General features: G+C 70.6%; 30 protein-coding genes. 7 read left to right on the forward strand and 23 right to left on the reverse strand.

The features are described 5' to 3' along the window. Positions 1 to 11: 11 nt before the first annotated feature. The 3 genes from ACZ5VD_RS23585 to ACZ5VD_RS23595 all read right to left on the reverse strand — a co-directional run bounded on the left by ACZ5VD_RS23585 (position 12) and on the right by ACZ5VD_RS23595 (position 2,161). Entirely contained in the window at positions 12 to 746 is a 735-nt protein-coding gene (locus ACZ5VD_RS23585) for an SRPBCC family protein (RefSeq protein ID WP_468555081.1), read from the reverse strand. 37 nt (positions 747 to 783) lie between these two features. Beyond that, the gene (locus tag ACZ5VD_RS23590; protein WP_468555053.1) at positions 784 to 1,380 is read right to left on the reverse strand and encodes an ArsR/SmtB family transcription factor; all 597 of its coding nucleotides are present in this window, start codon (positions 1,378 to 1,380) and stop codon (positions 784 to 786) included. A 76-nt stretch (positions 1,381 to 1,456) separates the two neighbouring features. Further along, positions 1,457 to 2,161 (reverse strand): antibiotic biosynthesis monooxygenase, encoded by a 705-nt coding sequence (locus ACZ5VD_RS23595; protein WP_468555054.1) that lies wholly within the window; start codon positions 2,159 to 2,161, stop codon positions 1,457 to 1,459. 218 nt (positions 2,162 to 2,379) lie between these two features. Here ACZ5VD_RS23595 and ACZ5VD_RS23600 point away from each other — a divergent pair, with 218 nt between their 5' ends. Continuing rightward, complete coding sequence (locus tag ACZ5VD_RS23600) at positions 2,380 to 3,441, forward strand: YihY/virulence factor BrkB family protein (RefSeq protein ID WP_468683184.1); 1,062 nt, start codon at positions 2,380 to 2,382, stop codon at positions 3,439 to 3,441. A gap of 540 nt (positions 3,442 to 3,981) precedes the next feature. On the opposite strand, the gene ACZ5VD_RS23605 is transcribed toward ACZ5VD_RS23600, so the two are convergent. The 4 genes from ACZ5VD_RS23605 to ACZ5VD_RS23620 are packed head-to-tail and all read right to left on the reverse strand — an operon-like array spanning position 3,982 to position 5,741. Then, positions 3,982 to 4,425, reverse strand: a complete 444-nt coding sequence (locus ACZ5VD_RS23605) for a DUF3618 domain-containing protein (RefSeq protein WP_468683187.1) — start codon at positions 4,423 to 4,425, stop codon at positions 3,982 to 3,984. After that, complete coding sequence (locus ACZ5VD_RS23610; RefSeq protein WP_468683188.1) at positions 4,422 to 4,841, reverse strand: phage holin family protein; 420 nt, start codon at positions 4,839 to 4,841, stop codon at positions 4,422 to 4,424. Before ACZ5VD_RS23610 ends, ACZ5VD_RS23605 begins: the two co-directional genes overlap by 4 nt. A gap of 52 nt (positions 4,842 to 4,893) precedes the next feature. Further along, on the reverse strand, positions 4,894 to 5,610 hold the full coding sequence (locus tag ACZ5VD_RS23615) for a hypothetical protein (RefSeq protein WP_468683189.1): 717 nt from the start codon (positions 5,608 to 5,610) through the stop codon (positions 4,894 to 4,896). After that, positions 5,607 to 5,741, reverse strand: coding sequence for a hypothetical protein (locus ACZ5VD_RS23620; RefSeq protein ID WP_468555059.1), 135 nt, complete (start codon positions 5,739 to 5,741; stop codon positions 5,607 to 5,609). The genes ACZ5VD_RS23615 and ACZ5VD_RS23620 overlap by 4 nt, the downstream gene beginning before the upstream one ends. Positions 5,742 to 5,917: 176 nt before the next feature. On the opposite strand from ACZ5VD_RS23620, the gene dapA reads away from it, so the two are divergent. Further along, positions 5,918 to 6,814, forward strand: a complete 897-nt coding sequence (dapA, locus tag ACZ5VD_RS23625) for a 4-hydroxy-tetrahydrodipicolinate synthase (protein ID WP_468683191.1) — start codon at positions 5,918 to 5,920, stop codon at positions 6,812 to 6,814. Here dapA and ACZ5VD_RS23630 read toward each other — a convergent pair whose 3' ends face one another. The 6 genes from ACZ5VD_RS23630 to ACZ5VD_RS23655 all read right to left on the reverse strand — a co-directional run bounded on the left by ACZ5VD_RS23630 (position 6,815) and on the right by ACZ5VD_RS23655 (position 11,103). Further along, the gene (locus ACZ5VD_RS23630) at positions 6,815 to 8,041 is read right to left on the reverse strand and encodes a WD40 repeat domain-containing protein (RefSeq protein ID WP_468683193.1); all 1,227 of its coding nucleotides are present in this window, start codon (positions 8,039 to 8,041) and stop codon (positions 6,815 to 6,817) included. It lies immediately after the preceding gene. Next, on the reverse strand, positions 8,038 to 8,598 hold the full coding sequence (locus tag ACZ5VD_RS23635) for a SigE family RNA polymerase sigma factor (protein WP_468555062.1): 561 nt from the start codon (positions 8,596 to 8,598) through the stop codon (positions 8,038 to 8,040). Before ACZ5VD_RS23635 ends, ACZ5VD_RS23630 begins: the two co-directional genes overlap by 4 nt. 166 nt (positions 8,599 to 8,764) lie before the next feature. Further along, positions 8,765 to 8,989 carry a hypothetical protein gene (locus tag ACZ5VD_RS23640; RefSeq protein ID WP_468555063.1) on the reverse strand — a complete coding sequence of 75 codons (225 nt, stop codon included), beginning with the start codon at positions 8,987 to 8,989 and terminating at the stop codon, positions 8,765 to 8,767. A gap of 136 nt (positions 8,990 to 9,125) precedes the next feature. Next, on the reverse strand, positions 9,126 to 10,115 hold the full coding sequence (gene dapD / locus ACZ5VD_RS23645) for a 2,3,4,5-tetrahydropyridine-2,6-dicarboxylate N-succinyltransferase (RefSeq protein ID WP_468555064.1): 990 nt from the start codon (positions 10,113 to 10,115) through the stop codon (positions 9,126 to 9,128). 122 nt (positions 10,116 to 10,237) lie between these two features. Beyond that, on the reverse strand, positions 10,238 to 10,783 hold the full coding sequence (locus tag ACZ5VD_RS23650) for a TetR/AcrR family transcriptional regulator (protein WP_468555065.1): 546 nt from the start codon (positions 10,781 to 10,783) through the stop codon (positions 10,238 to 10,240). Beyond that, positions 10,783 to 11,103, reverse strand: a complete 321-nt coding sequence (locus ACZ5VD_RS23655) for a DMT family transporter (RefSeq protein ID WP_468555066.1) — start codon at positions 11,101 to 11,103, stop codon at positions 10,783 to 10,785. The genes ACZ5VD_RS23650 and ACZ5VD_RS23655 overlap by 1 nt, the downstream gene beginning before the upstream one ends. Before the next feature lie 181 nt (positions 11,104 to 11,284). On the opposite strand from ACZ5VD_RS23655, the gene ACZ5VD_RS23660 reads away from it, so the two are divergent. Next, positions 11,285 to 12,106 carry an AbfB domain-containing protein gene (locus tag ACZ5VD_RS23660; protein ID WP_468683195.1) on the forward strand — a complete coding sequence of 274 codons (822 nt, stop codon included), beginning with the start codon at positions 11,285 to 11,287 and terminating at the stop codon, positions 12,104 to 12,106. A gap of 100 nt (positions 12,107 to 12,206) precedes the next feature. Here the strand turns inward: ACZ5VD_RS23660 and ACZ5VD_RS23665 are convergent, their stop codons facing one another. From ACZ5VD_RS23665 to ACZ5VD_RS23700, 8 genes are all read right to left on the reverse strand, one after another. Continuing rightward, entirely contained in the window at positions 12,207 to 12,539 is a 333-nt protein-coding gene (locus ACZ5VD_RS23665) for a metal-sulfur cluster assembly factor (protein WP_468555068.1), read from the reverse strand. Beyond that, positions 12,536 to 13,003, reverse strand: coding sequence for a Fe-S cluster assembly sulfur transfer protein SufU (gene sufU, locus ACZ5VD_RS23670; RefSeq protein ID WP_468555069.1), 468 nt, complete (start codon positions 13,001 to 13,003; stop codon positions 12,536 to 12,538). The genes ACZ5VD_RS23665 and sufU overlap by 4 nt, the downstream gene beginning before the upstream one ends. A gap of 18 nt (positions 13,004 to 13,021) precedes the next feature. Then, positions 13,022 to 14,278, reverse strand: a complete 1,257-nt coding sequence (locus ACZ5VD_RS23675; RefSeq protein WP_468555070.1) for a cysteine desulfurase — start codon at positions 14,276 to 14,278, stop codon at positions 13,022 to 13,024. Beyond that, complete coding sequence (gene sufC / locus ACZ5VD_RS23680) at positions 14,275 to 15,039, reverse strand: Fe-S cluster assembly ATPase SufC (RefSeq protein ID WP_107017663.1); 765 nt, start codon at positions 15,037 to 15,039, stop codon at positions 14,275 to 14,277. The genes ACZ5VD_RS23675 and sufC overlap by 4 nt, the downstream gene beginning before the upstream one ends. Positions 15,040 to 15,046: 7 nt before the next feature. Continuing rightward, positions 15,047 to 15,388 carry a non-heme iron oxygenase ferredoxin subunit gene (locus tag ACZ5VD_RS23685; protein WP_468555071.1) on the reverse strand — a complete coding sequence of 114 codons (342 nt, stop codon included), beginning with the start codon at positions 15,386 to 15,388 and terminating at the stop codon, positions 15,047 to 15,049. Then, positions 15,388 to 16,572 (reverse strand): Fe-S cluster assembly protein SufD, encoded by a 1,185-nt coding sequence (sufD, locus tag ACZ5VD_RS23690; RefSeq protein WP_468555072.1) that lies wholly within the window; start codon positions 16,570 to 16,572, stop codon positions 15,388 to 15,390. Before sufD ends, ACZ5VD_RS23685 begins: the two co-directional genes overlap by 1 nt. Before the next feature lie 83 nt (positions 16,573 to 16,655). Further along, positions 16,656 to 18,080 (reverse strand): Fe-S cluster assembly protein SufB, encoded by a 1,425-nt coding sequence (gene sufB / locus ACZ5VD_RS23695; RefSeq protein ID WP_468555073.1) that lies wholly within the window; start codon positions 18,078 to 18,080, stop codon positions 16,656 to 16,658. Continuing rightward, on the reverse strand, positions 18,077 to 18,829 hold the full coding sequence (locus ACZ5VD_RS23700) for a helix-turn-helix transcriptional regulator (protein WP_468683197.1): 753 nt from the start codon (positions 18,827 to 18,829) through the stop codon (positions 18,077 to 18,079). The genes sufB and ACZ5VD_RS23700 overlap by 4 nt, the downstream gene beginning before the upstream one ends. A 161-nt stretch (positions 18,830 to 18,990) precedes the next feature. On the opposite strand from ACZ5VD_RS23700, the gene ACZ5VD_RS23705 reads away from it, so the two are divergent. From ACZ5VD_RS23705 to ACZ5VD_RS23720, 4 genes are all read left to right on the forward strand, one after another. Next, positions 18,991 to 19,788, forward strand: a complete 798-nt coding sequence (locus ACZ5VD_RS23705; RefSeq protein WP_468683198.1) for an AAC(3) family N-acetyltransferase — start codon at positions 18,991 to 18,993, stop codon at positions 19,786 to 19,788. A gap of 81 nt (positions 19,789 to 19,869) precedes the next feature. Next, the gene (locus ACZ5VD_RS23710; protein WP_468555076.1) at positions 19,870 to 20,793 is read left to right on the forward strand and encodes an ABC transporter ATP-binding protein; all 924 of its coding nucleotides are present in this window, start codon (positions 19,870 to 19,872) and stop codon (positions 20,791 to 20,793) included. An 88-nt stretch (positions 20,794 to 20,881) separates the two neighbouring features. Continuing rightward, the gene (locus ACZ5VD_RS23715; protein WP_468555077.1) at positions 20,882 to 21,658 is read left to right on the forward strand and encodes an ABC transporter permease; all 777 of its coding nucleotides are present in this window, start codon (positions 20,882 to 20,884) and stop codon (positions 21,656 to 21,658) included. A gap of 56 nt (positions 21,659 to 21,714) precedes the next feature. Then, positions 21,715 to 22,722 carry a COX15/CtaA family protein gene (locus ACZ5VD_RS23720; protein WP_468555078.1) on the forward strand — a complete coding sequence of 336 codons (1,008 nt, stop codon included), beginning with the start codon at positions 21,715 to 21,717 and terminating at the stop codon, positions 22,720 to 22,722. Positions 22,723 to 22,752: 30 nt separating this feature from the next. Here the strand turns inward: ACZ5VD_RS23720 and ACZ5VD_RS23725 are convergent, their stop codons facing one another. Both ACZ5VD_RS23725 and ACZ5VD_RS23730 read right to left on the reverse strand, forming a co-directional pair. Continuing rightward, on the reverse strand, positions 22,753 to 23,859 hold the full coding sequence (locus ACZ5VD_RS23725) for an amidohydrolase family protein (RefSeq protein ID WP_468555079.1): 1,107 nt from the start codon (positions 23,857 to 23,859) through the stop codon (positions 22,753 to 22,755). Between the two features lie 101 nt (positions 23,860 to 23,960). Further along, positions 23,961 to 24,293, reverse strand: coding sequence for a hypothetical protein (locus ACZ5VD_RS23730; protein ID WP_468555080.1), 333 nt, complete (start codon positions 24,291 to 24,293; stop codon positions 23,961 to 23,963). Positions 24,294 to 24,322: the final 29 nt, after the last annotated feature.

The raw sequence follows: 24,322 nt of genomic DNA on the forward strand, positions 1-24,322 counted from the left end.
GGCGGTGGTGGTCAGGGCTGGCTGAACACCCCGTTCAGCCAGCCCTGCCAGGCGGCTTCGCACTCCTGGATCTCGGGGTCCGGCGCGAAGTCGTGCAGGGAGATCCCGACCGGATGGCCCCAGTGGTTGCGTCCGAACACACGGGTGAGACCCCGGTCCGTCCGCAGCCCGATGAAGTACGGGTCGCGGAAGTCGACCACGGCGTCGAACGCGTCGGGCCCGGTGACCTTCACCCGTGCACCCGCGCCCACGTCGTCCCCGAGGCCGAGGGCCCGTGCGACGACGGCGAGGGCGTCCGCGGCCTTCGACGCCTCGGGCCCGTCGAAGGTGGCGAAGGCGGCCGGCTTCGGCGCGAAGTGGACCAGGTACTCGCGCAGGGTGTGCAGGTAGAAGTCGGTGTGCCTGGCGGCACCGTCGTACTGGTTGTCCCAGTCGTCGACGAAGATCCCGCTGTGCACGTACCGCACCCAGGCCCGCCGGCCGCCGTCGCGGGGCTCGACGGTGTAGTCGAGCTGGTTGAGCGTCTGTTCGGAGATGCCCCCGACGTCCTCGACACGGTTGGTGTAGCGATGCGGCGGGTCCCAGGCGGTGACGGCGGACCCGAAGGGCCCCTTCCCGCCGACCCGGGGCTCCGGCGGCTCCATCGGCCACAGATACCCTCCGGTGCCCGTGGTGATCGCCGCCCACACCTCCTCCGGAGTGGCGTCGACCTCGAACTCGCGGGCGATCTCGAATTCCTTGGACATTTCCTTGGCCGTTTCCTCGGACATGGTGGGCTCCTGGTTATGGCGAATCGGTCTTCTTGAGCGTGGGATGGACGGCCACGACGATCCGGTGGTCCCGGCCGCCCTCGGCGTCGGGGTGGTCGTACCTGCGGATCAGCGCGCTCACTCCTGCCGTCAACTCCTGGATGAACGCGGCCCGTTCGGCTGCCGAGGCAAAACGCACCTCGCCGTCCAGCGCATAGGTGGCGAGCCCCTTGCGGGCCTTCGCCGCGCCGGTGATCAACTGGCCGACGTCCCGCACCAGCCGAGCGCCGAGCGCGAGCAGCCAGCGCGCGGAGAGCTGGTCCCGGAATCGATCCGGGTCCGGCTGCACGGCGGCCAGCGCGAGCGGCGAGATGACGTACGACGCGGCCGTCGCCCGCATCAGCCGTTCGGTGACGTTGCCCTTGCGGCGCTCACCTGCCAGCTCCACCAGACCGTGCCGCTCCAGCGCCTTCAGGTGGTAGTTCACCTTCTGCCGGGGCAGTCCGACCTGGCCGGCCAGCATGGCGGCGGACGCGGGGCCGGCCGCCAGCTCGGCGAGCAGCCGGGCCCTTATGGGGTCCAGTGAGACGGCTGCGGCCTCGGGGTCCTCGATCACGGTCACATCCAGCATGGGTCCACCGTCTCACCGACAACTTTATTTGTCCAGACGGTTCAGGTTGTCGGTTCGATGACCTTGCCCCGCCCTGTCACTCGGGTACGAGGCCGAGGGCGTGCTCGTACCGGCCGACCGTGCTCCCCTTCAGCCCCGGCCAGCCTTGAACGCGCTCCCACAGGGCACTGGGCGAGCCGATCCCCTGCCCCGGCCCGGCCAGGGCGTCGATGTGCGCCTGGGCGCTCTCCCACTCGGCGTAGTTGAGGACCCTCGTGCCGTCGGTGCTCAGGTGGAAGTGGGCGGAGATCCCGCCGGGATGCAGGGCGGGCTCGCTCTCCAGCGCCTCGAAGACGGCGTCGACCCAGGCGCGCTGCCGGTCCGGGTCGGGCCCCTCGAACTCGATGTCGACGATCACGACACATCCCGGCACCCGGACGGGACGGTCCTCCCGGACACCGCTGCGGTAGTGGCGGTACCGGTCGAGGCGCACCCGTTCGATGCCGGGCACGGCGGTGTCGATCTCGTCGACACGCTCCTGCCGGTGCACCTTCACAAAGGCGTCGAACGCCTGCTCGCCCGCCCACTGGGAGTGGTGCAGCAGGGTGGTGCCGTCGTGCCCGGTGTAGACGTGGTAACCGAGGAGACCGGCCGCGGGCCAGGGCCGACGGGCCCAGGTCCGCGCGATGGCCTCGACGGTCAGCCGCTGCCGCTCGGGCGTGCCCACCCGCCAGGTACTGAAGAGAGGAGCGCCGACGTCGGGTCGGGTGAGGTCGGGATGGTTGTCGGTACGGCGGGTCATGGCGGCCTCCGGAGGTCGGTACATGGGTCGGTAGACGGGGGTCGATACGTCGGTCGGGACACGGATGTCGGTACACCGGTGTCGGTACGCCGTTCGACACGTACGGCGGCCGGTACGGGAACCACCGTGCGTCGCGTGCACCCACCACCTTTCAACCTCAACCAAGATTCAGGTCAAGTCACCGATTCGGACGGCGTATTCGGGAGACCCGGCTGGTCATGGACGAGAAGGCCGAGAGGGCCGAAGCCGAAGAGCGGGCCAAGAGGACCGAGAGGTCCGAGCAGGCCGAGAGGTCCGAGCAGGCCGAACGGGCCGACGGGACCGGGGAAGGCGCGCCGGAGAGCCCCGCCGGGTTGCCGGGGCGGTCGTGGCGGGCGGTGGCGCGACGCACGGTGAAGGAGTTGCTGGACGACGAACTCGCCGACCGCGCGGCCGCGTTGACGTACTACGGCGTCCTGTCCCTGTTCCCTGCACTGCTGGTGATGGTGTCCCTGCTGGGCGTGGTGGGGCAGCGGGCGACGGACAAGATCCTCGACAACATCGGGGACCTCGCGCCCGGCCCCGCCCGGGACATCCTGCGGGACGCGGTGGTCCAGCTCGGCGACAGCGGCGGCACCGGCAGCGTGCTGGCCGTCGTCGGTCTGCTCTTCGCGCTGTGGTCGGCGTCCGGGTATGTCGCCGCGTTCATCCGTACGTCCAACGCGGTGTACGACCTTCCGGAGGGCCGCCCGGTGTGGAAGCTGACGCCGTTGCGTCTCGCGCTGACGGTGGTCCTGATGCTGATGCTGGCCGCGAGCGCGCTGATCGTGGTGTTCACCGGCCCGCTGGCCGAGCGCGCCGGCACGACGATCGGGCTCGGCGACGAGGCGATCACGGTGTGGGACGTCGCAAAGTGGCCGGTCCTGCTCCTGCTGGTGATCCTGATGATCGCCCTGCTGTACTGGGCCGCCCCCAACGTCCGTGGCCGCGGCTTCCGTTGGATCTCCCCCGGCAGCGTCCTGGCCACCCTGATCTGGCTGGCCGCGTCCGCCGGCTTCGCCCTCTACGCGGCCAACTTCGCCTCGTACAACAAGACATACGGCACCTTGGCGGGCGCCATCGTCTTCCTCGTCTGGCTCTGGCTGACCAACCTCGCGATCCTGCTGGGCCTGGAATTCGACGCGGAGCTGGCCCGCGAACGAGCGATCACGGACGGCCGTCCCCCGACGGAGGAGCCGTACGTCGAACCGAGGGACACGAGGAAATGGCCGGCGAGGCTGCGATCCCCCCGGGAGAAGTAACCGCCCGAGCAAGCCGAGACACCCCACCCCACCAACCCGAACGACGACACACCCCTCGCCCACCGAGCCAGGATGCCGCCGACTGCCCTTCTTGACCCCGCCCAGCCGAACGACGACGCGCCGCTCGCCCCACCGGCCCGGACGGCCACGCACCACTCACCCGTCCAACCCGGAGTACCGGCGGCGCCCTTGCTCTCCCTCGCCCGAACGACGACACGCCGCTTGCCCCGCCGAAACCCAACGCACCACTCGCCCCACCGACCCGGACGGCCACGCACCACCCGCCCGGGCCGGGGTGCCGGCGGCTCTCTTCGCCCCACCGAGTCGGGCCCCAGAGCCCCCTTCGCTCCACCGAGCCGGACGGCGGGCCACTTCTCGACCGGCCGGGACAGGGTGCCGGCGGTTCCCTTTCGACTTACCGAGTCGGGTGGTGGGTGGGCACAGGTTCGGGGGTCTGGGGGCGGAGCCCCCAGGGGGCGGGCACGCGGGCGCCGGGGTCATCCCCTCAAGGGGGACCCCGGCGCCCGGTGGAACCGACCGTCAGCGCCCGTGGCGCCTCCACCGCAACGTCCCCGCCACGACGACCACACCCACCGCCACTCCCACGACCCACATCGGCCGCGGACGACGTACAGCGTCACGGACCGGCCCCGGCAGGTTCTGCTCGACGGCGTGCCCCGCATGACTCGCCCGGTCCTGGACCACATGCCCCGCATGGCTCGCCCGGTCCTGGACCACATGCCCCGCCCGCGCCGCGCCGCTGCGCAACTGCACCGTCATCGCCCCCGCCCGGTCCCGGAGGTCGGCCGCGCGGGCCCGAGCACGTCCCTTGACGTCGATCTTGCCGGCCAACTCCTCTACGGTGTCGCCGAGTTCGCCCCGGGTGCGTTCGATCTGCCGACGCAGCTCGTCGGGCCCGTCCGCACCGACCTCCCGCGCGGCCTCGCCGCCCGACTCGTATCCCCGTGCCATCTTCTCGGTCATCGGTGCGCCCTTCCCTTGATCTCCTCGACGTCGGCCCTGACACTGCCGAGCGTCTCCTGCGGTGCGGGTGGCGCGGCACGGCGCAGCTGGGCGCGCCCGGTCGCCGCGAGCACGCCCGCGAGGGCGAACAGCGCGCCCGTCACGATGAGCGCCGCCGCCCACACGGGCAGCGTCAGCGAGAGCGCGGCCGCCGCCGTGGCGGCCAGGGCGAGGAGGCCGGCGTAGCCGACGGCGCCCGCGGCGCCGAGGAGCCCGCCGCCGCGCCCCGCGCGACGGCCCTTCGCGGCCAGTTCCTCCTTGGCGAGGGCCACTTCCTGGCGTACGAGCCGGGAGAGCTGTTCGGTGGCCTGTCCGACCAGGTCGCCCACCGAGTGTTGTTCGTCCTGCGCCGGCCTGCGGGCCGTGGTCTCGGTCACGGTTCCGCCTCCTCTCCGTTTCGGACCGGCCGGGTACCCTGCCCGCCCCGCGCTACCCCCGCCCGGGCTCCTCCCGCGGCCCGTTTCCCGTCCCCCGGTCACCGAGCCGCGCGAGCTGCCTCTGGAACCAGTCGAGCCGCGCCTGCAACAGGGCTGCCTCCGCGGCGAGTTCGGACACCCCCAGCCCCTCGGGCGTCCCCGCGTCACCGTCCGGCGGCACCGTCACCTCCAGTCCCGCCCCGGCCACCACCCGCAGCCCGTCCCCGGCCAGCCGGGCGAACCCGGCGAGCGAGACGGACGTACGGCCGCGCAGGCATCCCGCGCAGGAGGGGGCCAGTGCCCGCCATCCCGGCCGGCCCCAGCGCGCGTCGGCCAGCGCCGCCGCGCCCGTGCCACAGGCGCACGGGCCGACGGTGGCCGTGCGGACCCGCTGCCGGGCGTAGCGGAAGCCGCGCTCGAAGCGGAGGTAGCGGCCGATCACGGAGACTTCGAGCAGGACGGCCGTACGGTGCTCGGCCGTGCAGAGCAGTGCCTCGGCCGTCGTCCGGTCGTGCACGCAGTGGAAGCCGCAGTCGCAGCGGCGGTGCGGTGGCCGGTGCCGCAGGCCGTAGACACAGGACGCGTCGGCCAGGACTCCGTACGGCAGCGCGCCGCCCAGCGACACACCGGTGAACCCGGCCCGGGTGCCGTCCTGGGACAGCACCGGGTGGGCGATCTTGTGTCCGGTCGGCGGCTCCGTCGGGCGTTCCTCGGGGAGCCGCAGCCTCATCGGGCGGCCGGAACCTCTTCGGGTGCCCTCAACTCTTCGGTCTCCGCCGGGAGTTCGAGTTCGGGTTCTTCGTCGTGGATCTCGGGCCGCTCTTCCGCGACTCCGGTGGCGAGTGCTTTTCCGAGCTTCATGACGCCTCCCATGACCAGGGGCCGATGACCGTCCTGGCCATGGTGGCGCATGAGAGGCCGACTTGGACATAGGGCCTACCGCCCGGACGACGACCGAAAATCTCGCAGCATTCCTTAACGATACCTCGCAGGAGAATTAAGTTGAGCTTCACTGTCGGTGCGCCGAGACTACCCCCATGACGACACCGACACCTCGCCCCTTCGGCCGCGCCCTCTGCGCCATGATCACGCCCTTCACCGACGCGGGCGCCCTGGACCTCGACGGCGCCCAGCGGCTGGCCGACCGGCTGGTGGCGGAGGGCTGCGACGGTCTCGTCCTGTCCGGGACCACGGGTGAGTCTCCGACCACGACGGACGCGGAGAAGTCGGCGCTCGTCACCGCCGTCCGGGAGGCGGTGGGCACACGGGCCTCGGTCGTTGCGGGAGTCGGCACCTTCGACACCCGGCACACCGTCGAACTGGCCCTGGCCGCCGAAAAGGCGGGCGCGGACGGCCTGTTGGTGGTCAGCCCCTACTACAGCCGCCCGCCGCAGGACGCGCTGGAGGCGCACTTCCACGAGATCGCGGACGCGTCCGGACTGCCGGTCATGCTCTACGACATCCCGGGCCGCACCGGCACCCGGATCGAGCCGGAGACGATGATCCGCCTCGCCGAGCACCCCCGGATCGTCGCGGTCAAGGACTGTTCCTACGACTTCCTCGGCACCCAGAAGGTCCTGGACCGCACGGAGTTGGCGTACTACGCGGGCTGCGACGAGCACATCCTCGCCCTGTACGCGGTGGGTGCCGCCGGGTACGTCAGCACGGTCGCCAACGTCGTTCCGGCCAGGCTCCGCGCGGTGCTCGACGCGTTCGAGGCGGGCGACACCCCCGTGTCCGCCCGCCTCCAACAACGTGCCACGCCGCTGATCGAGTCGATGATGTCGGCGGGTCTGCCCGGCACGGTCACCGCCAAGGCCCTCCTCCACGCACTCGGTCTGCCCGCGGGGCCGGTCCGCCCACCGCTGCGACCCGCCGACCGCGGCACGGTCGACGGGCTGCTGACGGCGTACGAACAGCTCATGGCCGCCTGATCAGCGTGCGGCGAAGACGGGCTCCCAGCGTCCGGCGTCCCCGTCGTTGCCCTTGCGGAAGTCGCTGAGCGGCACCACCTTGTCGCTGCCGACGGTGACCAGCACGAGCTGCTGGTGGAACTCGTTCTTGCCGTTCTTCGCGATGTCCCAGGCGATCAGCGAACGGTTGCCGACCCAGGCCAGCAGCTGCTGTCCGTGCACCTCGGTCTTGCCGCCGTTCTTCACGTCGACGACCCAGGACGAGGTCTTCCACTTCTCGCCCGCGAAGCTACCGGCGACCAGCCTGCCGTCGGGCGACTTCCCCGCCTCGACGTACCAATCCAGGTACTTGTCGTTCGCCGGTGCGTCGACCTCGGTGCCCTTGAGGTCGTAGAACTGCTTGCCGATGTCCCCCATCGGGTTTCCCGCCCAGACGTGCCTGCCGTCGTCCGTGAGGGCGAAGTCCTGGCGGGAGTTGAGGAAGGTGCTGCCCATCGGGTCGTCCGGGTCGGCCTCGCCGAGGCCGACCGCGGCCCAGGACCCCTTGCCCGAGGCCACGTCGAGGACGTGGAAACCGGTGCGGGTCGACGGCTGCTTCTGGTCCCAGCCCGGCGAGCCCTCGGTCTTGACCCGCAGGTCGGGGTTGCCTCCGTAGGTGGTCGCGACCAGCTTCCGGCCGTCGTCGGAGAACGCGAGCCCGCCGACCGGATGGTCGACCGGGATCCATCGTTCTACCTTGCCGGTGGTCAGGTCGAGCAGACCGATCCGCGAGGCGGGCAGGTCCTGTTCCAGGACGGCGGCCGTCTTCATGCCGGGCGCGACGGCGACCCAGGACCACTTCGTGGTCTTCGCGTACCTGCCGGTCTCCTGGTCGAGCAGCCAGTAGGTACGCTCGTAGACGGCGGTGTCGGCCGACTTCTTGACGGTCTTCGGGATGAAGTACGCGGCCAGCGCGGTGTCCCCGGCCGAGATCAGCTCGCGCGGCGGCGACTGGTCCGGATGGGCGTTGACCTCGGTCTTCGGTACGACGTCCGAGGGGCGCGCGTCGGTCCCCCCGCCCGAGGTCAGCAGCGGCACGGCCACCGCGACGGCGACCACGGCGGCCGTGGTGACGGCGACACCCGCCATCCGGCGTGCCCGGCGGCGCCGGCGGACCGCCAGCACCCGGTCGGCGAAGCCCGGCCCCGCCGGGGCCTGTTCGGCGGCCTGCTCCCGCAGTGCGTCACGCACGAGTTCCTCGACGTTCATGGCCGCACCTCCACGGGTGAGTAGTCACGGGACGGCTGCCGCCCGGCCTCGGCCGGGTCCAGGGCGGCCAGTTCGGGCGCCAGGGAACGCAACCGGGCCAGGGAACGATGGGTGGTGGACCGTACGGTGCCGACGGTGCAGCCGAGAAGGCGCGCCACGTCGGCCTCCGGCAGATCCTCGAAGTAGCGCAGCACGAGCACGGTCCGCTGCCGTGCGGTGAGCCGGGACAGCGCCTCGCGCATCACGACGCGCAGTTCGGCGGCTGCCGCCGTGTCGCCGCCCGGCGTGCCCGCCTCGGGCGGCTCGGCGACGCTGAACTCCCGTCTGCGCCACTTCAGCCGCCAGCGGCTGACCTGCTGACGGTAGAGGATCCGCCGTACGTAGGCCTCGGGTTCGTCGATCCGCTGCCATCGGCCCGCCGCCTTGGCCAGCGCGTTCTGCAGCAGGTCCTCACCGGCGTGCTGGTCTCCCCCGCACAGCAGCACGGCGGTCTTCAGCAGCGCCGACGACCGGTTGTCCACGAACTCCCGGAAACTCTCCAGTCCTTCGGCATTCATCGTCACCTTCTCTTCCCCGGCGGCACCTGCGTTCCGCCCCTCTGCCCCTTGTGACGCCTGCGGGTGCCCGCCGCTATGCCACCCCACGAAAAAAAGTCGCCGTAGAAGACCACAGTCTTCTACGGCGACCGCTACGGCTGCCTTCTACGGCGACCTCCTGGGCGTATCAGCTCCAGGTGTGCCCGTCGCCGATCAGCAGCACATGTTCCAGCACGTCCTCCAGCGGATCGTCCACCTGGCCGATGGTGACCAGTCCGATCCGCGGGCCGTTGTGGGAGGCGGTGTTGGTCTCGTCGGCGTACGCGGCCCCCGCCGGCAGCCAGCACACGACCGCCAGGGCCAGTACCCCGGTCACCCGGCGCGCCACGGCCTTCGCCCGCTCGTTCCTCATCGCTCGGCGCCTCGTTCCCTCGTTCGTCGTTTCGGCGTCTGATCGGACACTGCGTCCACCCGTTCATCTGCCGAACCCACGAGAAGGTCACGCCGGGCAACCCGTACGTGATCTTCGTCGGCCCGTCGGAGCCCGCTCAGTTGTGGCTGTGCAGGATCTCGTTCAGGCCGCCCCAGACCGCGTTGTTCGGGCGGGCCTCGACCGTGCCCGTGACCGAGTTGCGGCGGAAGAGGATGTTCGAGGCGCCGGACAGCTCACGCGCCTTGACGATCTGTCCGTCCGGCATGGTGACGCGGGTGCCGGCGGTGACGTACAGCCCCGCCTCGACCACGCACTCGTCGCCGAGCGCGATACCGACGCCCGCCTCGGCGCCGACCAGGCAGCGCTCGCCGATGGTGATGCGGACGTTGCCACCACCGGACAGGGTGCCCATGGTGGAGGCGCCGCCGCCGATGTCCGAGCCGTCGCCGACCACGACGCCGGCGGAGATCCGGCCCTCGACCATCGAGGTGCCGAGCGTGCCGGCGTTGAAGTTCACGAAGCCCTCGTGCATGACCGTGGTGCCCTCGGCGAGGTGCGCGCCGAGGCGGACCCGGTCGGCGTCGGCGATGCGGACGCCCTTGGGGGCGACGTAGTCCGTCATGCGGGGGAACTTGTCGACGCTCGTCACGGCGAGGTGCAGGCCCTCGGCGCGGGCGTTCAGCCGCACCTTCTCGACGTCGTCCACGGCGACCGGGCCGAGCGAGGTCCAGGCGACGTTGGCGAGGAAGCCGAACATGCCGTCCAGGCTCTGGCCGTGCGGCTTGACCAGGCGGTGCGAGAGGAGGTGCAGCCGGAGGTAGACGTCGTGCGCGTCGATCGGCTTGTCGTCGAGGGAGGAGATGACGGTACGGACCGCGACGATCTCGACGCCGCGGCGGGCGTCATGACCGACGGCCTTGGCGGCGTTGGAACCGAGCAGTTCGACGGCCTGCTTGAGGTCCAGCCGCTCGGTGCCGGACGGGCCGGTCTCCGCGTTCAGTTCGGGCGCGGGGAACCAGGTGTCGAGGACGGTGCCGTCGGCGGCGACGGTGGCGAGGCCGGCGGCAACAGCGCCGGTGGTGCGAGGAGCAGTCGTGTCGGTCATAAGGGCAACCTAACGTGGCGGGGGGTGCCCGGGCGAACCGGTCCGCACGGTGTCTCAGGTCTCGGGCGCACCGGCCGCGATCAGCGATGTTCCCCACCGGAAGGGTGCCCGGCCCGGTGGATTCAGCCGGCGGCGTCGATGACCCGCGCCAGGACGTCCCGCGCGTACGCCTCGTCGTACGGCGCCCCCGTCAGCAGCACCTGCAGACAGATCCCGTCGGTCAGCGCGACCAGCGCCCGCGCGGTGACCGGGTCGGTGCGGGCGGCGAGCCGGTCGGCGAGGTCTTCGGCCCATTCGGCGGCGACCGGGCGCAGGGCGGGGCGGCGCAGGGCGGCGAGGTAGAGCTCGTACTCCCGCTCGACGCCGGTGCGTTCGCCGGCCAGCCACTCGCCGAGCAGCGAGGCCAGGTCGGCGGCCAGGTCGCCGCGCGGGCCGGTGAGGCCGTCGCGGTCGGCGATCAGTCGGGCGAAGCACTCGTTGGCCTGGCGCAGCGCCGCGACCATCAGTTCGTCGAGGGTCTTGAAGTGGTACGTCGTGGAGCCGAGCGGCACATCGGCCTCGGCGGCGACGGAGCGGTGGCTCAGCCCGGCGAGTCCGTTCGCCCCGACGACCCGGATCGCCGCGTCGATGATCCGCTGCCGTCGCTCGGGGTCGTGGCGGCGGGGCATCAGTGCGCACCGCCCAGGTTCAGCACGACGACGCCGACGATGATCAGCGCGATACCGGCGGCCTTCGCGGCGGTCATCCCCTCGCCCAGGAACAGCATCCCGATGGCGGCGATGGCCGCGGTGCCGGCCCCGGCCCAGATCGCGTACGCCGTGCCGACCGAGACGGTCTTCAGCGTCTGGGCGAGCAACGCGAAGGCGACGACGTAGCCGAGGACGGTGAGCAGCGAGGGCAGCAGCCTGCTGAAGCCCTCGCTGTACTTCATGGCCGTCGTCGCGACAACCTCGGCGGCGATGGCTCCGGCGAGCAACAGGTATCCCATGTGTACGAGCGTACACATCGACTTCGGGAGCCCCGCGCGGCAGGTCGAACCGGCATAAGCCGAAACCGCTTGCCCAAACGATTCCCAGGAGTTGACAGCCTCCACTAGTGTTTCACCGTTCACTTACCTCCCCCACACGGCCGCAGCCGTCGCTCCTTGGCGCCCGCCGGAGGAATAGCGCATGCCTGAAAGAAAGTCCCGGCCTCCTCGGAACCAGCCATGGGAGAGCGGCTGGTCCCCGGACGCCTCCCGGGTACCGGGAACCCGACGCCTCTGGCTGGCCGGAGCACTGGCGATAGCCACCGTCGCCGCGTGTGCCACGGCGATCACCGTGACGGATCGGCACACCGACGACGCGTCACCCGCGCCGGACCAGGCGTCCGGCGTGCCCGCCAGCGGCCCCGGTCTGATCTCCTATCCCACCCCGACCCCGGCGGCCACGTCCTCCCCCGCCAGGAAGAGCCCCACCCCCTCCTCCCGGACGAGCACGAGCGCCCCCGAGGCACAGGGATCGGCCTCCGCGGCACCGCCCCCATCCGATTCCCCCACGGCGAAGCCCGGTTCGTCCAAGCCGAAGCCGTCCACGACCTGGCGCTCGGTCCGCTCGGTGAACTACCCCGACCGGTACTGGCACGTCAGCCGCGGCCTGGTGGGACTCGACGAGGTCAGCGGCTCGGAATCCCGCGCGGACGCCACCTTCGCACTCGTCAAGGGCCTGGCCGACGCGTCCTGTTACTCCTTCGCCACGTCCGACGGAACGTACCTGCGCCACCGCGAGTTCGTCCTGCACGCGGACCGCGACGACGGCTCGGCCCTCTTCCGGCAGGACGCCACGTTCTGCTCCCGCAACTCGCCGGTCTCCGGCGCGGTCATGCTGGAGTCGGTCAACTACCCGGGCCGCTTCCTGCGCCACAGGAACTTCCAACTCCGCCTGGAGTCCTACCAGCACAGCGGCCAGTACCTGGCGGACTCGTCGTTCCGGCTGGTGGACGGAGTGGCCTGAGCGAGGGGCCGACCGGCCCGGGCACGAGAAACGGCGACGTCCTGGTGGACGTCGCCGTTCGCGTCGGCGGAGGGACCCGCGGCCGGATCCCGGACGGATCTCAGACGTTGAACCCCAGCGCCCGCAGCTGGTCCCGTCCGTCGTCCGTGATCTTGTCCGGACCCCACGGCGGCATCCAGACCCAGTTGATCCGGAGCTCGTTGACGATCCCGTCCGTGGCGGACTTGGCCTGGTCCTCGATGACGTCCGTCAGCGGACAGGCCGCCGAGGTCAGGGTCATGTCGATGGTCGCGATGTTCGCGTCATCGATGTGAATGCCGTAGATCAGACCCAGGTTGACGACGTCGATGCCCAGTTCGGGGTCGACGACGTCGTACAGGGCCTCGCGGACCTCTTCCTCAGAGGCCGGCTTCATCTCCATGGTCTCGCTCATGCCGTCTTCCTTTCGGCGGCGGCCTCGCCCAGGGCCTGGGCCGTCGCGTCCTTCCAGGCCATCCAGCTCAGCAGCGCGCACTTCACCCGGGCCGGGTACTTGGAGACACCGGCGAACGCGACCGCGTCCTCCAGGATCTCCTCCATCGCGTCGTCCGGTTCGATCCGGCCCTTGGACTGCATCAGCTCCAGGAAGGTCTCCTGGATCTTCTGTCCCTCGGCCAGATCCTTGCCGACGAGGAGTTCGTTCAGCACGGACGCGCTCGCCTGGCTGATCGAGCAGCCCTGGCCCTCGTACGAGACGTCCGCGATGCGGTCGCCGTCGTACTTCACCCGCAGTGTGATCTCGTCGCCGCAGGTCGGGTTGACATGGTGCACCTCGGCGTCGCCGTCCCGAAGACCACGCCCGTGCGGGTGCTTGTAGTGGTCCAGGATGACTTCCTGGTACATCGAATCAAGCTTCACGGTCTCAGCTCACGTCCCTCAGCCGAAGAAGTTCCGTACGTGCTCCAGGCCGTCGACCAGAGCGTCGATCTCGGTCGGCGTGGAGTACAGATAGAACGACGCCCGCGTGGTCGCAGGAATTCCGTAGCGGAGGCAGACGGGACGGGCGCAGTGGTGACCCACCCGGACCGCGATGCCTTCCTCGTCCAGAACCTGGCCCACGTCGTGCGGATGGATGTCACCGAGCGTGAACGAGATCGCCGCGCCCCGGTCCTCGGCCGTCGTCGGACCGATGATCCTCAGACCGGGGACCTCCGCGAGCCGCTTCACCGCGTACTCGGTGAGCGCGTGCTCATGGGCGAGGATCTTGTCCATGCCGATCGCGCTCAGATAGTCGATCGCCGCGCCCAGACCGACCGCCTGCGCGATCGGCGGGGTGCCCGCCTCGAACTTGTGCGGGGCGGGAGCGTACGTCGACGAGTGCATCGACACGGTCTCGATCATCTCGCCGCCGCCGAGGAACGGCGGCAGGTCCTCAAGGAGTTCCTGCCGGCCCCAGAGGACACCGATGCCGGTCGGGCCGCACATCTTGTGCCCGGTGAAGGCGACGAAGTCGGCCTGGAGCGCCTGGACGTCCAGCGGCATGTGCGGCGCGGCCTGCGAGGCGTCGATGCACACCAGCGCACCGACCTCCTGGGCGCGGCGCACTATCGCCTCGACCGGGTTGACCGTACCGAGGATGTTCGACACCAGCACGAAGGAGACGATCTTCGTCTTCTCGGTGATGATCTCGTCGATGTTGGAGAGGTCGAGGCGGCCGTCGTCGGTCAGCCCGAACCACTTCAGCTTCGCGCCCGTGCGCTGCGCGAGCAGCTGCCACGGCACGATGTTGGAGTGGTGCTCCATCTCCGTGATGACGATCTCGGTCTCGTGGTCCACGCGGTAGGGCTCATCCGCCCAGCCCAGCATGTTGGCCACGAGGTTGAGCGACTCGGAGGCGTTCTTGGTGAAGATCACCTCGTCGCGGCTCGGCGCGTTGACGAACGCGGCGACCTTGTCGCGCGCGCCCTCGTACAGTGCCGTGGCCTCCTCGGCGAGCACATGCACACCGCGGTGGACGTTGGCGTTGTAGCGCTCGTAGTACTCGTTCAGGGCGTCCAGCACCTGGCGCGGCTTCTGCGAGGTAGCCGCGTTGTCCAGGTACACGAGCTTCCGGCCGTCGTGGACCTGGCGGTCCAGGATGGGGAAGTCCTTACGGATCGCCTCGGTGTCGAGGAGGCCCGGCAACTGCGTCACGCTGATGCGCCACCCTTCACGTACTTGTCGTAGCCCTCGGCCTCGAGCTGGTCGGCGAGTTCGGCGCCACCGGACTCGGCGATGCGGCCGTTCGCGAACACGTGCACGTGGTCGGGCTTGATGTAGCGCAGGATGCGCGTGTAGTGCGTGATCAGCAGGGTGCCGACCTCACCGCTCTCGCGGACGCGGTTGACGCCCTCGGAGACCACCCGGAGCGCGTCGACGTCCAGACCGGAGTCCGTCTCGTCGAGGATCGCGATCTTCGGCTTGAGCAGCTCCAGCTGGAGGATCTCGTGGCGCTTCTTCTCGCCGCCGGAGAAGCCCTCGTTCACGTTGCGCTCGGCGAAGGCCGGGTCCATGTTGAGGCGCTGCATGGCCTCCTTGACCTCCTTGACCCACAGGCGGAGCTTGGGGGCCTCGCCGCGGATCGCGGTGGCGGAGGTGCGCAGGAAGTTGGAGACGGAGACACCGGGGACCTCGACCGGGTACTGCATCGCGAGGAAGAGGCCCGCGCGGGCGCGCTCGTCGACGGACATCTCCAGGACGTCCTCGCCGTCGAGGGTGACGGTGCCGCCGGTGATCGTGTACTTGGGGTGACCCGCGAGCGAGTAGGCGAGGGTCGACTTGCCGGAGCCGTTCGGGCCCATGATGGCGTGCGTCTCGCCCTGCTTCACGGTGAGGTCGACGCCCTTGAGGATCTCCTTCGTGGCGTTGTCGGCCTCGACGGTGACGTGCAGGTCGTGGATTTCAAGCGTTGCCATGGGTTCCTCAGGACTCCTGGTTGAGGGAGGCGCGTACGTCAACGAGGACGCTGCCCCCTTCGATCTTTACGGGGTATACGGGGACGGGGCGCGTCGCGGGCAGGCCGGACGGCTTGCCGGTGCGGAGGTCGAACGCGGAGCCGTGCAGCCAGCACTCGATCTGACAGTCCTCCACCTCGCCCTCGGAGAGCGAGACGTTCGCGTGCGAGCAGATGTCGTTGATCGCGAACACCTCCCCCTCGGTCTTCACGACCGAGACCGGCGTGCCGTCGAGTTCCACCCGCTTGGGGGTGTCCTCCTCCAGCTCGTCCAGCCCACAGGCGCGTACGAACGTCGACGAGGCAGTCATCAGACCGACGCCTCCAGCTCCTCGTCGATCCTGGCGAGAAGGCGCTCCTGAAGGTCGGCGACGCGGATCTGCTGGACCAGCTCGGCGAAGAAGCCGCGGACCACCAGACGGCGGGCCTCGTCGGCCGGGATGCCGCGGGCCATCAGGTAGAAGAGCTGCTCGTCGTCGAAGCGGCCGGTGGCACTCGCGTGCCCGGCGCCGACGATCTCGCCGGTCTCGATCTCCAGGTTCGGCACGGAGTCGACGCGGGCGCCGTCGGTCAGAACCAGGTTGCGGTTCATCTCGTAGGTGTCCGTGCCCTCGGCCGTGGCCTCGATGAGGACGTCGCCGATCCACACCGCGTGGGCGCCGTCGCCCTGGAGCGCGCCCTTGTAGGCGACGTTCGACTTGCAGTGCGGGGCGTTGTGGTCGACGAGGAGGCGGTGCTCCTGGTGCTGGCCGGCGTCCGTGAAGTACAGGCCGAACAGCTCGGCCTCGCCGCCGGGGCCGGCGTACGCGATGCGCGGGTGCAGACGGACCAGGTCGCCGCCGAAGGTGACCACGAAGGACTTGAAGGTGGCGTCCCGGCCGATCAGCGCGTTGTGCTGGCCGACGTGGACGGCCTTGTCGTCCCAGTCCTGGACGGAGACGACGGTCAGCTTGGCGCCGTCCCCGAGGACGTAGTCGACGTTGGCGGCGAGCACGGCGTCACCGGTGTGGTCGATGACGACGACGGCCTCGGCGAAGGCTCCCAGCTCGATGACCTGGTGGGCGTAGGCGACCCCGCCCTCGCCGTGCACGGCGATGCGGATCGGCTCGGTGAGGACCGTCTCCTTGGGGACGGTGATCACGCCCGCCTGCTCGAAGGCCGAGTACGCCTGGGCGGCGACGCGGTCCACCGGGGTGCCCGCCTTGCCGAGCCGGGCGTCGTCACGGCCGACGGTCTCGACCGTGACGCCCTCGGGCGCCGCGATGTCGACCTTCAGGCCGTCGCCGGTGGCGACCGCGGTGCCGTCGTGCAGCCCGCGCAGCCGCTCCAGCGGGGTGAACCGCCACTCCTCCTCACGGCCGTGCGGGACCGGGAAGTCCCGCACGTCGAAGGACGGGGGCGCACTCATGCGCGTGGCGACGGTCGACTCGGCGGCCACCGCGATCGATCCGGCGGTGGTGGAGGACCCCACCGTGGAGTTCTGAGCCTCAGCCATGGCTGTCGTAGTGCTCGCTTTCTATGACGATCCTCGGCTCGCCCCTCGGGGCGCGCCGTCTGCTGCCTGGACGCAAGGGTGCGTCAGCCGACCGCGCCTTCCATCTGCAGCTCGATCAGCCGGTTGAGCTCAAGGGCGTACTCCATGGGCAGCTCCTTCGCGATCGGCTCGACGAAGCCGCGCACGATCATCGCCATCGCCTCGAACTCGGTCATGCCCCGGCTCATCAGGTAGAAGAGCTGGTCGTCGCTGACCTTGGAGACGGTGGCCTCGTGGCCCATGGACACGTCGTCCTCGCGGACGTCCACGTAGGGGTACGTGTCGGAGCGGGAGATGGTGTCGACGAGCAGGGCGTCACAGAGCACGTTGGACTTGGAGCCGTGCGCGCCCTCGCCGATCTCGACGAGACCGCGGTAGGAGGTACGGCCGCCGCCTCGCGCCACCGACTTGGAGACGATGTTGGAGGAGGTGTTCGGCGCCATGTGGACCATCTTGGAGCCGGCGTCCTGGTGCTGGCCCTCGCCCGCGAAGGCGATGGAGAGGGTCTCGCCCTTGGCGTGCTCGCCCATCAGGTAGACGGCCGGGTACTTCATCGTCACCTTGGAGCCGATGTTGCCGTCGATCCACTCCATGGTCGCGCCCTCGTAGGCGACGGCGCGCTTGGTGACCAGGTTGTAGACGTTGTTCGACCAGTTCTGGATGGTCGTGTAACGGCAGCGGGCGTTCTTCTTGACGATGATCTCGACGACCGCGGAGTGCAGCGAGTCCGACTTGTAGATCGGGGCCGTACACCCCTCGACGTAGTGCACGTAGGCGCCCTCGTCGACGATGATCAGGGTCCGCTCGAACTGGCCCATGTTCTCCGTGTTGATACGGAAGTAGGCCTGGAGCGGGATCTCGACCTGCACGCCCTTGGGCACGTAGATGAACGAGCCGCCCGACCACACCGCGGTGTTCAGCGACGCGAACTTGTTGTCGCCGACCGGGATGACGGTCCCGAAGTACTCCTTGAAGAGCTCCGGGTGCTCCTTGAGAGCGGTGTCGGTGTCGAGGAAGATGACGCCCTGCTCCTCCAGGTCCTCGCGGATCTGGTGGTAGACGACCTCGGACTCGTACTGGGCCGCGACACCGGCGACGAGGCGCTGCTTCTCCGCCTCGGGGATGCCGAGCTTGTCGTACGTGTTCTTGATGTCCTCGGGCAGGTCCTCCCAGGACTCCGCCTGCTTCTCCGTGGAGCGCACGAAGTACTTGATGTTGTCGAAGTCGATGCCCGACAGGTCCGAACCCCAGCTCGGCATGGGCTTCTTGCCGAAGAGGCGCAGGCCCTTGAGACGGAGCTTGGTCATCCACTCCGGCTCGCTCTTCTTGGCCGAGATGTCCCGGACGACGTCCTCGTTGATACCGCGCTTGGCAGAGGCACCAGCCACGTCGGAGTCGGCCCAGCCGTATTCGTAGTTGCCCAGACCCTCGAGCTCGGGGTGAGCAGTCTCCTCGATGGGGAGCGTCATGCGGGTTTCCTCCCGGCGGTGCTTGCGGATGCGTGATCGGTTGTCATGGGGGGCTTGGAAATCTTGGGGATGAACGTCGTGCAGACGCCGTCGCCGTGGGCGATGGTCGCCAGCCGCTGCACATGGGTACCCAGCAGCTGGGAGAAGATCTCGGTCTCCGCCTCGCACAGCTGCGGGAACTTCTCGGCGACATGGGCGACCGGGCAGTGGTGCTGGCAGAGCTGCTCGCCGACCGGTGCGCTTCGCGCCGTAGCAGCGTACCCGTCCGCGGTCAGGGCCCTGGCCAGGGCTTCGGTCCGCTCTTCGGGGGCGGCGGCCTCGATGGCCTTGCGGTAGACGGTGGCCTGCTCGGCGATCCTGGCGCGGGCGAAGGCGACGACCGCCTCCTCCCCGCCGAACCGCTCCTGGATCCAGCGCAGGGCGTCCGCGGCCAGCTTGTCGTAGGACTGGTCGAACGCGTCCCGGCCGCAGTCCGTCAGGGCGAAGACCTTGGCGGGCCGGCCGCGCGTCCGCGCTCCGTACACCCGCTGTTCCCGGGCCTCCACGACGTCGTCGGCGACCAGTGCGTCCAGATGCCGGCGTACGGCCGCCGAGGTGAGCCCCAGGCGTCCGGCCAGATGGGTCACGGTCGAGGGCCCGTGGTCCAGGATGGATCGCGCGACACGGTTGCGCGTCGAGCGCTCACCGGTCGCGAGTTCCTCCTGAGGGGGCCCCGTGGGGGTCTCCCGAGCCTCGCCGACGTTTTTCACAACGCCATTGTTGCGTAATTCCTCTGAGGCAGGCAAGCCGCGCCCGGGACAGCGGGCCGTGCCCTGCGTCACTTAGGTAAACCTAATCTGACCTGCGGAAACGATCACTGATCGATCAAAGCGGTGGCGTCGGCGGACCCCGTGCGGGACACTCCGGAACCATGTCGACACCCCCTCCCACCGGCCCACTTGTCACCCGTGACACCCTCGCGGCCCAGCTGCGGGAACTGGGTGTCGAACCGGGTGAAACCGTCCTCCTCCACTCCTCCCTCAGCGCCCTCGGCTGGGTCTGCGGAGGAGCCGTCGCGGTCGTCCAGGGACTGCTCGACGCCCTCGGCCCGGACGGCACGCTGGTGGTCCCCACCCAGTCCGGCGACCTCTCCGACCCGGCCACCTGGGGAAACCCGCCGGTGCCCGAGGACTGGTGGCAGCCGATCCGGGCCACCATGCCCGCCTACGACCCCGTCATCACGCCCAGCCGTGGCGTCGGGGTGATCCCGGAGACCGTACGGACGTGGCCGGGCGCCCTGCGCAGCGCGCACCCGCAGACCTCCTTCGCGGCGCTCGGCCCGCGCGCGCCGGAGGTGACCGACGGCCACGCCCCCGACTGCCGGCTCGGCGAGCGCAGCCCCCTGGCGCGGCTGGAGGAGCTCCACGCGCGCGTGCTCCTGCTGGGCGCCGGCTACGACACGTGCACCAGCTTCCATCTCGCCGAGTACCGCATCCCGTCGCCGCGCGTGCCGGTGGGCCGCCCCGGACCGGCGGGCTGGGAGGTGCTCACCGAGGTGTCGATCTCCTCCGACCGGTTCGACGAACTGGGCCACGACTTCGAACGGGACCGTCCCGTCGTCCGCGGGCGGGTGGGCGCCGCCGACGCACGGCTGTTCCCGGTGGCCGACGCGGTGGCGTACGCGCAGCGGTGGCTGGCGGTGCACCGGCCGCGCGAGGAGGAGGTCTGAGGCCACGCGGTTACCGGGCCCGGGTGGAGATCTCGTACCCGCCGGTCTGGGCCCCCTTGCGCGAACCTAGACTCTGGACCCATGCGAAGCGAGCCCGTGCTCCAGGTCCAGGCCCTGGTGAAGCGGTACGGCACGAAGACCGCGGTGGACGGCCTCGACCTGGTGGCCAAGGCGGGTGTGACGGCCGTACTCGGTCCCAACGGCGCGGGCAAGACGACGACGGTCGAGACCTGTGAGGGGTACCGGAAACCGGACTCCGGCACGGTGCGTGTCCTGGGCCTCGACCCGGTACGGCAGTCCGGCGCCCTGCGCCCCCGGATCGGCGTGATGCTGCAGTCCGGGGGCGTCTACTCGGGCGCGCGGGCCGACGAGATGCTCCGCCATGTCGCCGGACTGCACGCCCACCCACTGGACGTGGACGCGCTCATCGAGCGCTTGGGGCTGGACAGCTGCGGCCGGACGACCTACCGGCGCCTGTCCGGGGGCCAGCAGCAGCGGCTCGCGCTCGCCATGGCGATCGTCGGCCGCCCGGAGCTGGTGTTCCTGGACGAGCCGACCGCCGGCCTCGACCCGCAGGCCCGCCGCGCCGCCTGGGACCTCGTACGGGACCTGCGCGCCGACGGCGTCTCCGTGATCCTCACCACCCACTACATGGACGAGGCCGAGCAGCTCGCCGACGACGTCGCGATCATCGACGCCGGCCGGGTCATCGCCCAGGGCTCCCCGGAGGAGCTGTGCCGCGGCGGCGCCGAGAACACCCTGCGCTTCACCGGCCGCCCCGGCCTGGACGTCGGCTCCCTCCTCAAGGCGCTCCCCGCGGACTGCACGGCCGCGGAGCTGACACCGGGCTCGTACCGGGTCGGAGGCAAGGTGGACCCGCAACTGCTGGCGACGGTCACCTCGTGGTGCGCGCAGCACGGGGTGATGCCGGAGAAGATCTCGGTCGAACGGCACACCCTCGAAGACGTCTTCCTGGAGCTCACGGGCAAGGAGCTGCGTTCATGACCCCGGTTCACACAAGGATCTGCTGGGGGTCCGGGGGTCGTCCCCCGGGAAGACACAGCCTGGAGCTCACCGGCAAGGAGCTGCGTTCATGACCACCGCCGCCACGGGTGCGTACGCCCCGAAGCCGGGCGCCGCGCCCCTCCCCCGCATGATCACCTCCCAGGCGGCGCTGGAGACGAGGATGCTCCTGCGCAACGGCGAGCAGTTGCTGCTCACGGTCGCGATCCCCACGCTGCTCCTCGCCCTGTTCAGCTCCGTGGACATCGTCGACACGGGCGCCGGCAAGGCCGTGGACTTCCTCACGCCCGGGATTCTCGCGCTCGCCGTGATGTCGACGGCGTTCACCGGGCAGGCCATCGCGACGGGCTTCGAGCGCCGCTACGGCGTCCTCAAGCGCCTCGCCTCCTCCCCGCTGCCCCGCTGGGGTCTGATGACCGCGAAGACGCTGGCCGTGCTGGTCACGGAGGTCCTCCAGGTCGTCCTGCTGACGGTGATCGCCTTCGCGCTCGGCTGGTCGCCGCACGGCAACCCCTTCGCCGTCCTGCTGCTGCTGGTCCTCGGGACGGCCGCCTTCTCGGGGCTCGGCCTGCTGATGGCGGGCACGCTGAAGGCGGAGGCCACGCTCGGCGCCGCCAACCTGGTCTTCCTGCTGCTGCTGGTGGGCGGCGGGGTGATCGTGCCGTTGGACAAGTTCCCGCCCGGCGCCCAGGACGTGCTGGGCCTGCTGCCGATCTCGGCCCTCTCGGACGGCCTGCGGGACGTGCTCCAGCACGGCGCCGGGATGCCGTGGGGCGACCTGGGGATCCTCGCGGTGTGGGCGGTCGTGGGGCTGGCGGCGGCGGGGAGGTTCTTCCGCTGGGAGTAGACGCCCCCGGCCCTCCGAGGGACCCTCGTGAAAGCGTGCACAAGCGGCCCCCTACGATGGGACGCGTGCCCAACGTGACCCGCGCCGACGCCGTAGCGGCCGTCCGCAATCCGCTCGCCTTCATCGCCGAACGCTGGACCCCGGCCCCCCGGACGGTCCGACGGGCGGCCCTCGCCGCGCTCGTGATGTCGGTGCTCATCGTGGTGACCGGCGGTGCCGTGCGGCTCACCGGATCGGGGCTCGGCTGCCCGACCTGGCCCAAGTGCACCGCCGACTCGCTCACCGCCACCAGCGCGATGGGCTTCCACGGAGCCATCGAGTTCGGCAACCGCATGCTGACGTACGTGCTGTGTGCGGCGGTCGGCTGGGCGATCATCGCCGCCCGCTCCGAGAAGCCCTGCCGGCGCGGTCTGACCCGGCTGGGCTGGGCGCAGTTCTGGGTGGTGATGAGCAACGCGATCCTCGGCGGCATCGTGGTCCTCGTCGGCCTCAACCCGTACACGGTCGCCGCGCACTTCGTGGCGACGTCCGCCCTGATCGCCGTGGCCACCGTGATGTGGCAGCGCACCGGGGAGGGCGACGGCCCGGCCCGCCCGCTGGTCGGCAGAGCGGTGCAGCAGCTGGTGTGGTTCCTGGTGGCGGCCTCCGTGCTGCTGATCCTGGTCGGCACGGTCGTCACCGGTGCGGGACCGCACGCGGGCGACTCCAGCGAGGTCGAGCGGATGCCGCTGGACTGGGAGACCGTCAGCAAGGTGCACGCGGTGCTGGCCTGGATCGTGGTGTCGCTGACCTTCGCCCTGTGGTTCGTCCTCAAGGCGGTCGACGCGCCGAAGGGGCCGCTGGCCCGCACGCGGGAGCTGTTCCTGATCCTGCTCGCCCAGGGCGTCATCGGCTACGTCCAGTACTTCACCGATCTTCCCGAGGTCCTGGTGGGCCTCCACATGCTGGGCTCCGCCGTGATGTGGATCTGGGTCCTGCGGGTGCTGCTGTCCCTGCGGGAACGGCCGGCGACGGTGGCCGAGGTGCCGGGGCAGTCGAACGGGGCGACGCTGACGCGGGCGTGAGCGGGCGGGCGTAGGCCCGGGGTACCGGCCCTACTCGATCCCGTACACCCGCCTGGCGTTCCCCGCCGCGATCAGTCCCGCCACCCGCTGCGCGTCCGCCAGCGACCACGCCCCCTCGGCGACCCAGGTGCCCAGCACCCGGCTCAGCGCCTCCCGGAACAGCCGCGCCCCCACCACGTGCAGTTCGGGCAGCCCCTGCGCCCCGCTGGAGAAGAGGATCTTGCCGAAGGGGGCCAGTTCCAGGATCTCCGCGAGGACGGTGGCGGCGCGCGCCCCGGTCCGTACGAGCGCGGCGCCCGAGTCGGCGTACACGTGCGGGAAGACCCCGGCGAGGTGGGCGGCGTGCCGGTGGTAGGGGTAGCCGTGCAGCAGCACCAGGTCCGTGCCGAGGCCGGCCGTGGCCCGGACGAAGTCGGTGAGCAGCACCGGATCCGTACGGTCGATGCGCAGCCCCGGCTCGCCCAGCCCGGCGTGCAGCTGGAGCGGCAGCCCGGAGGCGACCGCGATCCACAGCAGATGCCGTAGCAGCACCGGGTCGCTCAGCTCGCCGCCCACCCGGCGGCCCGCCAGCCAGCGGCCCGCGGCGCCGCGCACCTCCCCGGGTCCCGGCGGCTCGGGCGCGAGCGCGAGTCCGTGCCGTACGCCGGCCACCGAGGTGAAGGCCACCGCGCCCGAGGCGGCGCCGTGCACCGACTCGGCGAGGTTGGCGAGGAAGGACTCGACGGTGCCGGAGGTGTCGGCGACCTGTTCGGCGAGGAGTTCGAGGCGCACGATCTCACGGGCCTCGGCGCACGCGGCGGACGCCATCTCGGAGGGGCCGGTCAGGTCTCCGGGCAGTCCGGTGTCGACCAGATACGTCGTGATCCCGCTGCCCCGCAGCAGCCTGCGGCCCGACTCCAGTACGCCGAGTTCACGACGCCGGGCGAGATAGCGGGCGGGCGGGCAGTGCGGTTCCATGCCGAGCAGCGGGGGGCACCAGCGGCGTACCGCGAACCCGGTCTGGGTGTCGAACAGCGTCGTACCCGGCGCGGGCGGTCCCTCGGTCCGGGCCAGCTGGGCCTCGAAGGTGCCGAGGCCCAGCTCCGTTCTCAGGACGCCGTGACAGTACTGGTCCACGAGGGACGGCGTTTCGATCATCCGGGCTCCCCGTGCTGGGACTCTGTCCTTCTCAGGTCCTAACGGGTGAACCGGGCACTAGGTGTTGGAGTGACACACCCCGTGTGAAAGACCGACCGATCTCAGCCGTTGGAGGGGCCGCCCACCTGGATGCCCGCCATGCGGCTCCACTCGTACGGGCCCGTCCGCACCTTCGCCGCGAACTCGCCGTCGAAGTCCTCGTGGACGGTGACGCCGGCCTTCTCGACGGCCTGCTCGGCGATCGGGTACGAGGGGGCGACCAGGTCGCCCCAGGCGCCGTCCCCACCGACGAGGACGATCCGGGCGCCGCGCTCCCCGATGTACGCGATCTGGACCTCGGCCCCGCCGTGCTCCTTGGAGAAGCCACTGATCTGCCGGACGAGCCGGGTCACCTTGCGCTCGGTCTTCGGGTCCACCTGCTGCGTGTCTGCCATGGCCAGGATGCTACCGACGGGTAGATCCA

This window comes from Streptomyces sp. NPDC032822, assembly GCF_055578825.1.